Below are 13,703 nucleotides of genomic sequence, written 5' to 3'. Positions count from 1 at the left end.
ATTTTAAATTTTTTGTTCAAGTCATTCGGGTCAAAGTCGTTTTTACGTTAAATGTAAGCTAAGTTCATTTACGTACACCATGATACTAACAATTTGGTTGCTAAGGTGTTGTAAACACATTTTGATAACTACAATCTGCAACTGCAGAAATGAAGTAGCATCATTTTTCCGATCAAGTATTGAAGATCGAGTTATGTTTTATTGAGGAAGCAACAGTTACTTATCAAAGCTGACTTCGATATGTACCTTGCCAAAATCCGAATCAAACGGCATTAAAATCTTTGCGCCTTCTGATTTATGCGAAATAGTGTGGTTTTTGCCAGATACCACAACCGGGGTGGCCATGGTAAAGTCGTAACCTTTTTCGCCTAGTACCCGCTTTGCACCACCGGTAACCATGTTGGTAATTTCACCAACCATGTCAGTCACATCGGCAGTAATACCTTTAGGCCGTTCGCCCAGCATACGAAACATAATTTCTACCGCTAATGACTCTTCAAAGGTAATAGAGAACGAGCCTTTGGTTTGCGGGCTTACCATGCCAATTAAGCCAGACACATCGCCACGGGCGACTTCATCTTTTTTAATCCGGGGCTGCCCTGGAACGATAGTGGTATTGGCCATGGTACTTAACACATTGACCAAAGACGATAAAAACGGATTTATAAACTCAACATTCATGTTTTTGCCTATCAGAATACGGGATAAGGGCTATAGCTTATTAAGATTAGAAAGCTTTTAGTGAATTAACAAGCCAGATCCTTGATATAAATAAGTTTTATTGTACTGCTTTGCAATCTTTACACAAACCATGCGCTTCAATGGTCTGATGCTGAATAACAAAACCCTGCGCTACTGCCTGACGGTTAAATTCTTCCTGCAACAAATCTGAGTGTAACTCAGTTACATTACCACATTGGTCACAGATCAAAAGCTGCGCAGGATGATGTTGGCCAAAATGATGACAGAGCAAAAATGCATTGCTTGATTCAATTTTATGAATAAAGCCTTGTTCGGTTAAAAATTCCAGTGCCCGATATACGGTTGCGGGTTTTGCACCAGGCTCTGTTTGTTTTAGTTGTTCCAATAGTTCATATGCGCCAATACCGCCACTAAGGTTGGCCAGCAAGCGAAATACTTTTTCTCGGATTGCGGTAAAACGGGCGCCATTTTGATCGCAGATGGCGCGTGCTCGATTAACCAGAATTTCCGTCGACATTGTTAGCTCCTGTCAGCAGTTGGGGGCAGTGTAACATATTGAACGATAACTGCCACGCTGTCAGAAGCGGTATAAACCACAACGGTTACAGACGGTTAATTTGGTCTTTTAATTGATAAGATTTGTCGGTCACTATTGACTCAAGTGTTGCTAAACGCTGTTTAATTCGTTCTTGTTCTGTTTTCAGCTCGTCCAGCTCGCGTGAGTCAGCATTGTTTTTGTTGCCGTGATAAATCTTGAAAGCCGACAGTGATATGCCGCCAATGATCGCTAACGCTGCAATTTCAAATGGTCCCATGGTGTTGCCTCCCGTTTTTTTATATGAAAGCAAAATGGATGCCAAACAATAAATATATAAATATCATGTTGTTACCTATTTTTCGCTATTCAGTTTAATTTGCTATTACATAAAAGTTAGTCAATTACACCATAATATAGTGGTAAACTTTGTGTTCTATCTAGCGATTAATTGTAAGCCATTATGACTGACGAACACTGGATGCAGCATGCGATTACGCTAGCAGCAAGAGCAGAACAACAGGGCGAAGTACCGGTAGGTGCGGTTCTGGTAAAGAATGATCACATTCTGGGCGAGGGCTGGAACCAGATGATCAGTTTAAATGACCCGTCAGCTCATGCTGAAATGCAGGCGATTCGTGCCGCTGCTGTTAATGTGGGGAATTATCGTCTGGTTGACTGTAGTTTATATGTAACATTAGAGCCATGCTGTATGTGTGCAGGTGTTATGGTACATAGTCGAATAAAACGACTTATTTTTGGTACCCATGATGCCAAAACCGGTGCTGCCGGTTCCGTACTTAATGTGGTACAACATCATCAGTTTAATCATCAACTAGACATTGTGTCTGGCGTTTTGGCAGCGCAGTGCGCCGAACAATTATCCAGTTTTTTCAAGCGGCGAAGAGCGGAGCAAAAAGCGCTTAAACGTGCTCTTCGGCTTGAATAACAAAACCCAGATAATGACGCCGGCGTTGATGTAACTTCTTCACTGCGAGATTACGTTTAATCCGGCGCCGACTAGACGCAACGTCGACTAAGCGCCGACGTTTAGCCTGTAGCTGTGGTTTTTTTCGTTTTAGCATGTCATGTCTCTTAAAACTTAATAAACGCTACTATGGGCACAACAGTGGCAAGTTTCAATATGCATACTAGTTGTTCTCATTCGGCAGTGGTGGCAATATTTCTGTACTGATTTGTTCGCTTAAGCGTTGTTTCTGTTGTTGTAACCGCTGTTCTGCTTGCTGGCGTTCATCGACCCATAGCAAGGTATCGTAGTAGCGACGGATATTTTCGACATAGGTTACCGCTTCGTCACCGCGGGCATAACCATATTTTGTCGTCTGATAAACACTTTTTTGCCGCAGTTGAGGCAAACGCTGTTTAACATCCAGCCATTTGTCCGGGTCTGCACCGTCGCGTTGTGTCAATACTCTGGCATCTTCTACATGGCCCCAGCCAATGTTATAGGATGCTAAAGCAAACCAAAGCCTATCTGGCATGGCAATTCGTTCAGGGATACGGGTAACCAACCGATGCAAATAACGGCTGCCTCCCTGAATGCTCTGCTGAGGATCCAGCCTGCTGGTGACACCCATTTGTTGCGCCGTTGGCAAAGTAAGCATCATCAGACCGCGCACGCCCGTTGGACTTTTAGCCTTAGGGTTCCAGTGCGATTCCTGATAACTGAGTGCCGCCAGCAGGCGCCAATCCAGTTCACCTGCGTACTGCACAAACCAGGGCTTTATGGCTGGAAGGGTTTGCTCAATCGACTCGATATAAGCCAGGGTGTCAACATAATCAAACTGTTGTACATGACCAAAGTATTTATCTTCCAATGCGATAAGTTCACCGCCCTGGTACATAGCGCCAAAAAATTCAATTAATACGGCATACAATGAATCGTCCTGATTATCTGCCAATAACCAGGTAACGGGTAAATTGTCACGAACGGTAAAAGCAATGCTTAAGTTAGGGTAAAAACGCCGGTTGAGAGCCAACTGATTAGAGTCCGTCAGCGTATAGGTAATATTGCCGTCGACTACCTGCTGCAGAATTTCATCGGCGTCTAATGTTGGATGCTGTCGCCAGACAAGTTCAGGGTGTTCCTGAGTAAGTTGTTGCAGGGTTTCAGCATGGCTACTGTCTTTTACCACCACTACACTGTCGGTAAGTTCATTTATCGAGCGCGGCCATACATTGCCTTGTTTAAACACTAACACTTCGTTTATCCAACGATACGCTGGTGAAGCACGGTATTTGCCCTGGCGCAATTCGGTTAGCGTAAGTCCACCGGCAATAAAATCTACCTGCCCACTATCGAGCTTTTGTAGTAACTCGTCTAAATGATAACTGGGAAATAATTCTAATGTCACACCCAGCTTGTCAGCCAGTGCCTGAGTCAGTTCCAGCTCGAAACCGGTTGGGCCATCAATGCCAACATAGTAACTTGTGGGGCCATGTAGTACACCAACCCTTATGTTATCTCTCTGATATATATTATAAAGCTGGCTTTGCTGTGGTTCGGGGCTACAGCCAATAAGCCAGACTAATACCAGTAGCAAAAAGCCACTTCTACGCATGCAGTTCCACTCGTTACAAGCTTGATTGGGGCTGTTATAGCAAACTTCTTGTTCGACGTCAGTGTTTACTCATACCACTTAGGCAGAAATTTCTTTATAATGGCGCGCCTGTTTTAGGTTCCATCGTCGTTCAACCCACGGGAAAAGAAAACCTATGTTGATCCTGCGTGGTGCACCAGCACTGTCCGATTTCAGAATTCAGAAGTTACTAGACCAATGCGGCCAAAGTGGCTTAACCGTCAGCAATATTTATGCTGAGTTTGTCCATTTTGCAGATATCAGCAGCGCATTGACTGATGCGCAACAGCAAACGCTGGATAAACTGCTCACCTATGGGCCGGCTATTGCAAGCCATGAGCCTCATGGCCAATTAGTATTGGTAACCCCGCGCCCCGGCACTATTTCGCCCTGGTCATCAAAGGCAACCGACATTGCCCGCAACTGTGGTTTAGCCAAGGTATCGCGCTTAGAGCGTGGTATTGCTTACTACGTTGAAGCGGCAACAGCACTGAATGCTGCCCAGTTAGCGCAGGTTGCAGCCTTACTGCACGACCGTATGATGGAAGTGGTGTTTAACGACTTCCAACAGGCGACAGCACTGTTTGCCAAAGCGGCACCAGCACCGGTAAGTTCAGTAGACATTATCAACGGTGGCAAAGCGGCCTTGGCAAAGGCCAATACCGAAATGGGCCTGGCACTGGCCGATGATGAAATTGATTACCTGTACGACAACTTCACAGCACTTAACCGCAACCCGAACGACATTGAGTTGTATATGTTCGCCCAGGCGAACTCGGAACATTGCCGCCACAAAATTTTTAACGCCGATTGGACTATCGATGGCGTAGAACAGCCTAAATCGCTGTTTAAAATGATTAAAAATACCTTCGAACAAACACCGGACTACGTGTTGTCTGCCTATAAAGACAACGCCGCGGTAATGGAAGGTTCAACGGCAGGGCGTTTCTTTGCCCAGCCTGGCAACAATACTTACCAGTATCACCATGAAGAAATCCATGTGTTGATGAAGGTAGAAACTCATAACCACCCAACGGCAATTTCACCTTACCCAGGCGCAGCAACCGGTTCAGGCGGTGAAATTCGTGACGAAGGCGCCACCGGTGTAGGCTCTAAGCCCAAAGCTGGTTTAGTCGGTTTTTCTGTGTCTAACCTGCGTATTCCAGGTTTCGAACAGCCCTGGGAAACGGACTTTGGCAAGCCAGAGCGTATCGTGTCGGCATTAGACATTATTCTGGAAGGCCCATTAGGTGGCGCAGCGTTTAACAACGAATTTGGTCGCCCGGCCATTAACGGTTACTTCCGTACTTACGAAGAAAAAGTACCCAGCCACAATGGCGAAGAAGTGCGGGGCTACCACAAGCCGATAATGTTGGCCGGTGGTTTAGGTAATATTCGCGCAGAGCATGTGCAAAAAGGTGATTTACCGGTTGGTGCCAAGTTAGTGGTATTGGGCGGCCCGGCAATGAACATTGGCTTGGGCGGCGGTGCGGCATCGTCAATGGCGTCAGGCCAGTCGGCAGAAGATTTAGACTTTGCATCAGTACAGCGCGAGAACCCGGAAATTGAACGCCGTTGTCAGGAGGTTATCGACCGCTGCTGGCAGCTGGGTGATGACAACCCTATCGTATTTATCCACGACGTAGGTGCCGGTGGTTTATCTAACGCCTTTCCGGAGCTGGTAAACGACGGCGGCGTTGGCGGTAAGTTTGAACTGCGCAATGTGCCAAACGACGAACCGGGCATGTCACCGCTGCAAATTTGGTGTAATGAGTCGCAAGAGCGCTACGTTATGGCCATTCCGGCAGACAAAATGCCGGTGTTTGAGCAAATATGTAAACGTGAGCGTGCACCGTTCGCGGTTGTTGGCGAAGCCACAGCAGAGCAGCATTTAACCCTTACTGACACTCATTTTGGCAGTACACCCATAGATTTACCGCTTAACGTCTTGCTGGGCAAGGCGCCGAAAATGCACCGCGATGTACAAAGCGTACAAACCGCAGGCAAAGCATTGGATTTAACCGGCGTTACGGTAAAAGATGCGGCAGAGCGTTTGTTACGTTTACCAGCCATTGCCGAAAAAACCTTCCTGGTTACAATTGGTGATCGCAGCGTTACCGGTTTAGTGGCGCGCGATCAAATGGTTGGCCCGTGGCAGGTTCCTGTGGCGAACTGTGGTGTTACCGCCGCCAGCTACGATACGTATCATGGCGAAGCTATGGCAATGGGCGAACGCACACCCGTGGCACTGCTAGACTTTGCCGCCTCAGCCCGTTTAGCAGTGGCCGAAGCCATTACTAACATTGCGGCTACCGACATTGGTGATTTGAAGCGCGTTAAGTTATCGGCTAACTGGATGGCCGCTGCCGGGCACCCGGGTGAAGATGCCGGTTTGTACGCCGCGGTTAAAGCCATTGGCGAAGAACTTTGCCCTGCGCTGGAAGTCACTATTCCGGTAGGCAAAGACTCGATGTCAATGAAAACCAAATGGCAGCAAAACGGTGAAGACAAAGCAGTAACCTCGCCGTTGTCGCTGGTGATCACCGCCTTTGCCCGCATAGAAGATATTCGTAAAACGGTAACACCACAGTTGCGCACCGACAAAGGCGATACCAGCCTGATACTTATTGATTTAGGCCAGGGCCAGAACCGTTTAGGCGCATCCTGTTTAGCGCAGGTGTATAAGCAACTGGGCCAGACGCCGGTTGATTTAGACAGCCCTGAACTGCTAATTAATTTCTTCCATGCTGTGCAGCAACTTACGCGTGAGCAGAAGCTACTTGCGTATCATGACCGCTCAGACGGCGGTTTGTTTGTTACCCTGGCTGAAATGGCTTTCGCCGGTAAAGCCGGTGTGCGCGCCGATGTTAGTGCGCTGGGTAACGACGATATGGCGGTATTGTTCTGTGAAGAGCCAGGCGCGGTTATTCAGGTAAGCAACAGCGAGCTTCAGTACGTTAAGCAGGTGCTGGCGCAGCACCAGTTGGGTAATTGCAGCCATGTTATTGGTAGCGTAAGTAACAACGACGAGCTGGTATTCAGCCGTGGCGACAAGGTTATTTTAAGCGACAGCCGTATTCGCTTACGTTGCATCTGGGCGGAAACAACTTATCAAATGCAGGCACTGCGTGATAACCCTGAAGGCGCCAAACAAGAATTTTCCGCCAAAGCCGATGCTGCCGATCCGGGTTTAAATGTAAAACTCAGCTTCGATGTTAACGAAGATGTCGCAGCGCCTTATATCTTAAAAGGCGCCGCACCCAAAGTTGCCATACTGCGCGAGCAGGGCGTTAACTCGCACGTGGAAATGGCCGCTGCCTTTAACCGTGCGGGCTTTACAGCCGTTGACGTGCATATGAGCGACATTTTAGCTGGCCGAGCCAAGCTTAGCGATTTTAACGGCTTGGTTGCCTGTGGCGGCTTCTCTTACGGTGACGTATTAGGCGCCGGTGAAGGCTGGGCAAAATCAGTATTGTTTAATGATATGGCCCGTAAGCAGTTTGCCGAATTTTTCGAGCGTAACAGCACCTTCTCACTAGGTGTGTGTAACGGCTGTCAGATGATGTCAAACTTAAAGAGCCTGATCCCGGGCGCAGATTTGTGGCCACACTTTGTGCGCAATAAGTCTGAGCGTTTTGAAGCGCGCTTTAGTTTGGTTGAAATTCAGCAAAGCCCGTCATTGTTCTTCAATGGTATGGCCGGTTCACGTATGCCAATTGCCGTATCGCACGGTGAAGGCCATGCTGAATTTGCCTCTGGCGAAGCATTCGCTAAAGCCAACCACAGCGGCACCGTAGCCATGCGTTTTGTTGATCACTACGGTAAAGTTACTGAGCAATACCCGCAAAACCCGAACGGTTCAGCTGCCGGTATTACGGCACTTACCACAACGGATGGGCGTGTCAGCATTATGATGCCACACCCAGAACGGGTATTCCGCGCAGTAGCCAACTCCTGGCAGCCAGACGGCTGGCAAGAAGACAGCCCGTGGATGCGTATGTTCCGCAACGCCCGCGTCTGGTTAGGCTAAAGCCAACTTAACGAAATAAAAAACCTGCTACGGCAGGTTTTTTTATGCCGTTTTCATATCGACACACTGATAAAAGTGGCTGCCGTATCCTCCTCTGCGTCATTAAAACGATGAAAAGCCACATATCGTAATTAATATATGTATATATAAACAGTTATAGTAAATATGGTGTAAATTTGTGGATCGCGAGCTTAAAACCCGCTTTCACGCATAGCTACAGCAGCACGCTCTAAATATGTAGTTGATTTAGTGAAAAATGTTGGCTAATTTAGCGAAATGTAAAATCATGATAGAAGGGAAAATCCCGCGATTGATAGAAGGGGTTTTCCAAACTAATAATTTGTTAGACGCCAATGGAGAACTAATAAGCCATCCAACACTCCAACTTGGGCGCTCACCGTGAGGATTACTACATGAAACGTACCATCGCCACCTTGGCATTACTCTGCCTTACCTCGCCTGTATTCTCTGCGGAGACCTTTACCGCAGACGTCTGGGCCGACAACTGGTTCGAAATGCGAATCAATGGCACGAAAGTGGCCGAAGACAGCGTGCCCATCACGACCGAGCGCTCGTTCAATGCCGAGAGCTTCGAGTTCGTAGCAGAGCGACCTTTCGTCATTGGTCTCGTAGCAAAGGATTTCAAAGAAAATGACACCGGTCTGGAATATATTGGGACGCGGCGGCAACAGATGGGGGACGGGGGCGTCATCCTGCAGATCAAGGATGGCTCAGGTGAGCCTGTCGTCGTCAGCAACGCGAAGTGGCAGTGCTTGGTTATTCATAGCGCGCCGCTAGACAAATCCTGTGAACGCGAGGCAAATCCCGTTGCGGGCAAAGGTGCCTGTACCTTTCAGGTGAGAGAGGAGCCCGCTGGCTGGGATCAGGCAGGCTTTGACGCCTCGGACTGGCCAAAGGCAAGTGTTTATACCGAACGCGAGGTCAGCCCAAAAGACGGCTATGACCGGATCGACTGGGTAGACGAAGCCAAGTTGATCTGGGGGCCCGATCTAGAGCAAAGCAACACCATCCTCTGCCGCTTCGTAGTCAATCGCCCCTACAGAACGGAGCCATAGACATGACCCATCCCGCCACAATTACGATGGCCACGCTAATGTTGATCGCCACCGTCTCCACCGCAGCCGCCCATGACGACCACTGCTCCGCTGTCAAAGAGTCAGTTTCCGACGCGGGGTTCGATACGCGCGTCACCGTCAGGTGCACCGACAGCCACGCGATCATTCACTCTGACACCTACCCGGACCATAAAAAGATGACTGGGATTGTCGGTACAAACGAGCAGGTGCCGGTCCCGGCTGAATATGGTGCACCGATCATTCTTTCCCCGACCCTAGGCACAACGCCGCTTACTCGGGATGCTGCTTTGGGCGTCGCAGTAAACGGTGTGCCGATCTACGACTACACCGCGGGCGGCGAAATGAGCCAGGAGGATTTGGCCCACCATCAGGCTCACCACGATACGCTTCAGACCGGACAGCTTGATGTCTGTGGTGGCCATGCGGGGCGCGGTGATGACTATCACTACCACGCCAAACCGACCTGCATGATCGCGCAGATGGCCAATGCTGGAGATGATGCGATCATCGGCTGGGCTTTTGATGGCTTTCCGATCTATGGCGACAACAACCCAGATGGGTCGGTAATCGCCGAGGGAGATCTGGACCTGTGCAACGGACAGCAGGATGCAAACTACGGCTATCGCTATCACACCTCCACCGATGCGCCGTATATCGTGCAGTGCCTGATGGGCAAAGTGGCCGACTTCGAACGACTCCCCCGCGTGCGGCCACTCGCGACGGCAAATGGGGGTGGTGCTGCGCCCGGTCGGCCACCGCAAGGCGGGGTTCAGGATCTCGTCTTTACAGAAAATGCAGATGGAAGCCGGAGCATGGATTACAGCTTTAAGGGAAAAGATTATTACATTCGCTACACCCCCTCGACTAAGCCCGGCTGTTATGACTTCATCACGCAAACGGTAACTAATGGTGGCAAGGTACATACAGGCGAGTATTGCCGGCGGTGACAGTGCCATGATCTAGAGAGCGAATTTATTGGGCCGGACCTGTATGGACATAATTTCTACAAACGTCTTTTTTACGGCGATTGTCGCGGTCGGCCTGCTTTGAGCGAACGCACCATGCTCACAGAATCTGAGAGCTTGCCGGAGGAGTCGCGGGGCAAAAGAAACTCGTCAGAGTTCTAAATTTCTACAAGTGGGGGCGGATGCAGTTGGCGTCTAATAAACAAGGATAGGTCGCGCGCAGCCGCGACTTAATCCTGTTGTTGGACAAGCCCGGTGGTTGGTTTTTCTGCTTATATAGTAGATATATCGATGACAGCCTGAGTGGCTTGGGTTGCGCTGGTTAGCGGCAGTAAATTAGGGGCGAGTTTAGCCATAATCGCCGCTTTTGTCAGCAGCAATCCGTTGTTCTTTTATGTTTTCGTTTAGCCGTTACTCACCTCCAGGTTCAGTATTTTTATCACGGGTGGGGCGCATCCTGTGCCTTGGCGCAATCCCTTGCTTAGTTGGTTCGTTTTAAATGTGCTGACTGTTTTGCCGTTGTGGCCTCCCAGCGATGTTTGACCCAGATTATGTGTAACTGGCCCTGCCAATGCGGGCAGCACTTTTTACTCTGTTGCCGGCTGGGTGGCGGCGATAACCTGACTTTAAGCAGCAATTGAATACGCAATAAGGTGCGCCTGGCGTTGCCGTGTAAAAAACCATAGTCCCGGGTGCGCCGAAAGCCTTTGGGTAACACATGCTGCAGCACCCGCCATAAAAAATCGACGGCAGGCTCGGTAATGCGCTGGTATTGCTTAGTGGAACTGTTTTTGTACCTGAAGGTGACCCTGCCGTGTTGATAAGACAAGATGTTATCTTCGCTAATTACCCCACGGTATAAGTAACGGGCCAGGTAAGTTAAGGCGCTGTTACCGCTACCGACGCACTCACAATCAGCATTCCACTTTTTAGGGCATTGATACGGCAAACGATAGCCAGCCTGTGTCAGTGCCTGTATAAACTTAGCGCGAAACACCTCTGCTAAGTTATCGGTTTTGAACAGGTATTTGCTGTTTTTTTCACGCCAGAGATTGCGGCGTTTATTCAGGCTGCCTGCCGGCACAATAAGATGTACATGCGGATGATAATCCAGATTACGGGCATGGGTGTGCAGCACGGCGGTTAACCCGGCATTACCTTGTAGTTTCTTATCGCGCGTAAAGAAGGACTGCAAGGTTGCGACAGCGCAATCAAACAGCGCGGGGTAAGCCCAGCGTTGATGATGCCAGATAAAAGGCCGCAGTTGCCGAGGTACGGTAAAAGTCACCAGATAATAGTTAACCGGCAGCAGTTTTTGTTGTTGCCGGGCAAGCCAGTCACTGTTGGCGTTGTGCTGACAGGCCGGGCAGAAACGGTCACCACAAGAGCAATAGTGCACCGTATCTTGCTGGCAGTCCTTGCAATGGCTATGAATTTCACCGCACTGCGGGGTGTGGCACGCGAGGATATGCGCGATAGCACGGTGGTGCACGCCCCGCATCCGTGCGCCATAATCGCGGATAAAATCAGTCTGCTGGTCACGTAAGATAGCGGCCAGGCTACTCATCATCCGCCTCCGGCGCATTGGCATCAGCCCAGGTAATGTTCAGCAGACTTAGCATGTCGTTAATCATCAGGGCGCTGTTCTGTGTTACTTCCTCGGTCATTCGGGTATAGCGGGCGGTAGTAATCGGGCTGGCATGGCCTAAATGGGTTTGAATGGCACGTAAGCTGACGCCGCGTTGCAGTAAGTGGGTGGCGAACGAATGCCTTAAGGTATGCACATGCACGTTTTTGCTGATGCCGCAGTGTTTCGCGACGAGCTTAATGGTCTGCTGCACGCCACCTTTATCCATCACCATTGGCTTACCCTCACGCACATGCGGCGCTTTGCCACCGGGAAACAATAATGTGGGATGACGATGCGTTGCCCAATAGCGGCGCAGTGCCGTTAAGGTGGTTTGTGGCAAGGGCACAAAGCGGTCTTTTTTGCTTTTAGTAAAGCGCAGATGCACCCGCATCAGGTGGCTGTCGATATCAGCGATGGTTAAGTTCAGCGCTTCGCTTAAACGTAAACCTAAGCTGTAGGTCACCCAATAATAGGTTTGATAGCGCAGTTCACGGGTCGCATTGATAATGGCCGCCACTTCAGCGGGGGATAGCACGTCTTGCAGGGTTTGCACCACGGGCGGTTTAACAATGGGGATCCAATCCCAGGGTTTATTCAGCACATGGCGGTAAAAAAACTGAATCGCGTTGCGGGCAATTTTAACCGCACTCCAGGATTTGGTTTCCACCAAAGACAAGAAGTAACCTTTAAGCTCAGCGGCGGTGAGGGCATCCGGGCAGGTGTCAAAAAACAGTGAAACCTGGCGCAAATAGCGGCTATACATATCAACCGTTTTAGGACTTTTTCCTTGCAAGGTTAACGCATTAAGATATTCTTGATACAAATTATTAAAGCGGTGTTGCTCGTTGGTATTCATGATAATACTCCTTACAGAGCCTTCACGATTGAAGGGCATAAGAAGTACAGCTGATGATCCACTCTGCCGCGTAGCGGCTTCGTTCAACAAGTGCAGCCACAAACGGCCACTGCGTGGCCTGGACCTCAAATCCGCTGCTGGCTGCGTTAAGCATCTAGGGATACACCATGATTCGACAAGTACTTACAATTTTGATTTTGCTCTTTCTGTCGGCTAGAGCTGAAGCTACAGCACAGAGCCCAGATAAAATATTAATTAATGGCGAGGAGTTTTCTTTAAATACAAATCCATTGGAATCATTTTTGCAAAGTGTTAACTGGGAGCCGCCAGAAGAAGCCGTAATATGGTCCTCTAACTGGAGGGGATACCTAGCGACATGGGAAATCAAAAATGAGAGTCTTGTCCTTGTTAATATGACTATAGAGATTGACAGTGACCCATCTAAGGATAAAAGAGAGCGTAGGAGCATAATAGAAACCGTTTTTCCTGAGAAAAAGCAGGTTGTTGCTGACTGGTTTAATGGAGCTTTGATTATACCTGATGGTGAAATGACAAATTATGTTCATATGGGCTACGGTTCTACTTATGAAAAATATCAGATCATAAATATTAAAAGCGGCTCAGTCATTGGTCATTTAAATATGTCTCATTCAGAGTTTCTTGCATATAGAGATAAAAAGTTCCAAGCATTTAAACAAACTGAGATGTTTAAAGCAGAATTTATTAATCTAGTAGATGGTGAATATGATTGGTCAGAAGAGCAGGCCTTGGAATTTATGCAAAGTTACTATGCAGAACATTACCTTTCCTTATGAAAAGATGCTTAACAAAGCCATTAATTTGACAGCATTTCGCTTTGCTCCATGCTGCAAATTATGGCAGCGTTATGTTCACCTCAAATAATAATCACGGAGTTACACATGAGTAAAAATTTAAGAAGAACAGCTGCATACACTGCTTTGGTTTTAGTGCTTGGGTGCGTTGCATTTTACGCATCAATGGAAGATTACCAGAAAGAGAACTTTTCAAAGTTAGTCAGCCAAACCTTTTCAGGATAGGCTTTTGCTGGATTAACTAATTGTATTTTTTAAAGCTTTTTGCATGGGTGCATTTCAAATAGCAAGTGAACATAACAAAAAAATATTATCGCCAGCAAAAAGCGCTGGCTGCGACGTCAACCCGCTGCGCGGCTTTCCGCGCTAAATTTGGGCGTTAGACATATTTAACAAGGAATCGTAATGAAGTCTATTTATGCACTTTTTTTACTAGTAATATGGCTGTGTCTTTC

Annotated in this window: 13 protein-coding genes; 6 read left to right on the top strand and 7 right to left on the bottom strand. The window is 48.3% G+C overall.

Annotation, left to right across the window (positions count from 1 at the left end; genetic code table 11):
• Positions 1–216 precede the first annotated feature (216 nt).
• From ORJ00_RS17665 to ORJ00_RS17655, 3 genes are all read right to left on the bottom strand, one after another.
• The gene (locus tag ORJ00_RS17665; protein WP_027672328.1) at positions 217–681 is read right to left on the bottom strand and encodes a chemotaxis protein CheX; all 465 of its coding nucleotides are present in this window, start codon (positions 679–681) and stop codon (positions 217–219) included.
• 97 nt (positions 682–778) lie between these two features.
• A complete protein-coding gene (locus tag ORJ00_RS17660; RefSeq protein WP_306140469.1) occupies positions 779–1,219 on the bottom strand; it encodes a transcriptional repressor in 441 nt (146 codons plus the stop codon).
• An 85-nt stretch (positions 1,220–1,304) separates the two neighbouring features.
• Complete coding sequence (locus tag ORJ00_RS17655; RefSeq protein ID WP_306125642.1) at positions 1,305–1,517, bottom strand: hypothetical protein; 213 nt, start codon at positions 1,515–1,517, stop codon at positions 1,305–1,307.
• 183 nt (positions 1,518–1,700) lie between these two features.
• On the opposite strand from ORJ00_RS17655, the gene tadA reads away from it, so the two are divergent.
• The gene (gene tadA / locus ORJ00_RS17650) at positions 1,701–2,186 is read left to right on the top strand and encodes a tRNA adenosine(34) deaminase TadA (RefSeq protein ID WP_037055180.1); all 486 of its coding nucleotides are present in this window, start codon (positions 1,701–1,703) and stop codon (positions 2,184–2,186) included.
• Here the strand turns inward: tadA and ORJ00_RS17645 are convergent.
• Positions 2,161–2,322, bottom strand: a complete 162-nt coding sequence (locus ORJ00_RS17645) for a hypothetical protein (protein WP_169338567.1) — start codon at positions 2,320–2,322, stop codon at positions 2,161–2,163. The genes tadA and ORJ00_RS17645 overlap by 26 nt on opposite strands.
• Before the next feature lie 66 nt (positions 2,323–2,388).
• On the bottom strand, positions 2,389–3,819 hold the full coding sequence (gene mltF, locus ORJ00_RS17640) for a membrane-bound lytic murein transglycosylase MltF (protein ID WP_306140468.1): 1,431 nt from the start codon (positions 3,817–3,819) through the stop codon (positions 2,389–2,391).
• A gap of 154 nt (positions 3,820–3,973) precedes the next feature.
• Here mltF and purL point away from each other — a divergent pair, with 154 nt between their 5' ends.
• The 3 genes from purL to ORJ00_RS17625 all read left to right on the top strand — a co-directional run bounded on the left by purL (position 3,974) and on the right by ORJ00_RS17625 (position 9,911).
• Complete coding sequence (gene purL / locus ORJ00_RS17635) at positions 3,974–7,867, top strand: phosphoribosylformylglycinamidine synthase (RefSeq protein WP_306140467.1); 3,894 nt, start codon at positions 3,974–3,976, stop codon at positions 7,865–7,867.
• A gap of 413 nt (positions 7,868–8,280) precedes the next feature.
• Positions 8,281–8,943: a hypothetical protein gene (locus ORJ00_RS17630; RefSeq protein WP_306140466.1), complete on the top strand. Its 663-nt coding sequence runs from the start codon at positions 8,281–8,283 to the stop codon at positions 8,941–8,943.
• A 2-nt stretch (positions 8,944–8,945) separates the two neighbouring features.
• Complete coding sequence (locus ORJ00_RS17625) at positions 8,946–9,911, top strand: YHYH protein (RefSeq protein WP_306140465.1); 966 nt, start codon at positions 8,946–8,948, stop codon at positions 9,909–9,911.
• Positions 9,912–10,410: 499 nt separating this feature from the next.
• Here ORJ00_RS17625 and ORJ00_RS17620 read toward each other — a convergent pair whose 3' ends face one another.
• Both ORJ00_RS17620 and ORJ00_RS17615 read right to left on the bottom strand, forming a co-directional pair.
• Complete coding sequence (locus ORJ00_RS17620; protein ID WP_306140464.1) at positions 10,411–11,499, bottom strand: IS91 family transposase; 1,089 nt, start codon at positions 11,497–11,499, stop codon at positions 10,411–10,413.
• Complete coding sequence (locus ORJ00_RS17615) at positions 11,489–12,415, bottom strand: tyrosine-type recombinase/integrase (RefSeq protein ID WP_306140463.1); 927 nt, start codon at positions 12,413–12,415, stop codon at positions 11,489–11,491. The genes ORJ00_RS17620 and ORJ00_RS17615 overlap by 11 nt, the downstream gene beginning before the upstream one ends.
• 167 nt (positions 12,416–12,582) lie before the next feature.
• Here ORJ00_RS17615 and ORJ00_RS17610 point away from each other — a divergent pair, with 167 nt between their 5' ends.
• Entirely contained in the window at positions 12,583–13,230 is a 648-nt protein-coding gene (locus ORJ00_RS17610) for a hypothetical protein (protein WP_306140462.1), read from the top strand.
• A gap of 105 nt (positions 13,231–13,335) precedes the next feature.
• Positions 13,336–13,473, top strand: a complete 138-nt coding sequence (locus ORJ00_RS17605; RefSeq protein WP_306140461.1) for a hypothetical protein — start codon at positions 13,336–13,338, stop codon at positions 13,471–13,473.
• Positions 13,474–13,703: the final 230 nt, after the last annotated feature.

This window comes from Rheinheimera baltica (assembly GCF_030731985.1).
GTDB lineage: Bacteria > Pseudomonadota > Gammaproteobacteria > Enterobacterales > Alteromonadaceae > Alishewanella > Alishewanella baltica.
This window is presented reverse-complemented; position numbering and strand designations above follow the sequence as displayed.

What these genes read in the sequence shown, in the direction of transcription:
- ORJ00_RS17630 (WP_306140466.1), top strand. Translation starts at nt 8,281, where the DNA reads ATGAAACGTACCATCGCCACCTTGGCATTACTCTGCCTTACCTCGCCT.
- ORJ00_RS17645 (WP_169338567.1), bottom strand. Translation starts at nt 2,322, where the DNA reads ATGCTAAAACGAAAAAAACCACAGCTACAGGCTAAACGTCGGCGCTTA.
- purL (WP_306140467.1), top strand. Translation starts at nt 3,974, where the DNA reads ATGTTGATCCTGCGTGGTGCACCAGCACTGTCCGATTTCAGAATTCAG.
- ORJ00_RS17660 (WP_306140469.1), bottom strand. Translation starts at nt 1,219, where the DNA reads ATGTCGACGGAAATTCTGGTTAATCGAGCACGCGCCATCTGCGATCAA.
- ORJ00_RS17610 (WP_306140462.1), top strand. Translation starts at nt 12,583, where the DNA reads ATGATTCGACAAGTACTTACAATTTTGATTTTGCTCTTTCTGTCGGCT.
- tadA (WP_037055180.1), top strand. Translation starts at nt 1,701, where the DNA reads ATGACTGACGAACACTGGATGCAGCATGCGATTACGCTAGCAGCAAGA.
- ORJ00_RS17620 (WP_306140464.1), bottom strand. Translation starts at nt 11,499, where the DNA reads ATGATGAGTAGCCTGGCCGCTATCTTACGTGACCAGCAGACTGATTTT.
- mltF (WP_306140468.1), bottom strand. Translation starts at nt 3,819, where the DNA reads ATGCGTAGAAGTGGCTTTTTGCTACTGGTATTAGTCTGGCTTATTGGC.
- ORJ00_RS17615 (WP_306140463.1), bottom strand. Translation starts at nt 12,415, where the DNA reads ATGAATACCAACGAGCAACACCGCTTTAATAATTTGTATCAAGAATAT.
- ORJ00_RS17665 (WP_027672328.1), bottom strand. Translation starts at nt 681, where the DNA reads ATGAATGTTGAGTTTATAAATCCGTTTTTATCGTCTTTGGTCAATGTG.
- ORJ00_RS17625 (WP_306140465.1), top strand. Translation starts at nt 8,946, where the DNA reads ATGACCCATCCCGCCACAATTACGATGGCCACGCTAATGTTGATCGCC.
- ORJ00_RS17605 (WP_306140461.1), top strand. Translation starts at nt 13,336, where the DNA reads ATGAGTAAAAATTTAAGAAGAACAGCTGCATACACTGCTTTGGTTTTA.
- ORJ00_RS17655 (WP_306125642.1), bottom strand. Translation starts at nt 1,517, where the DNA reads ATGGGACCATTTGAAATTGCAGCGTTAGCGATCATTGGCGGCATATCA.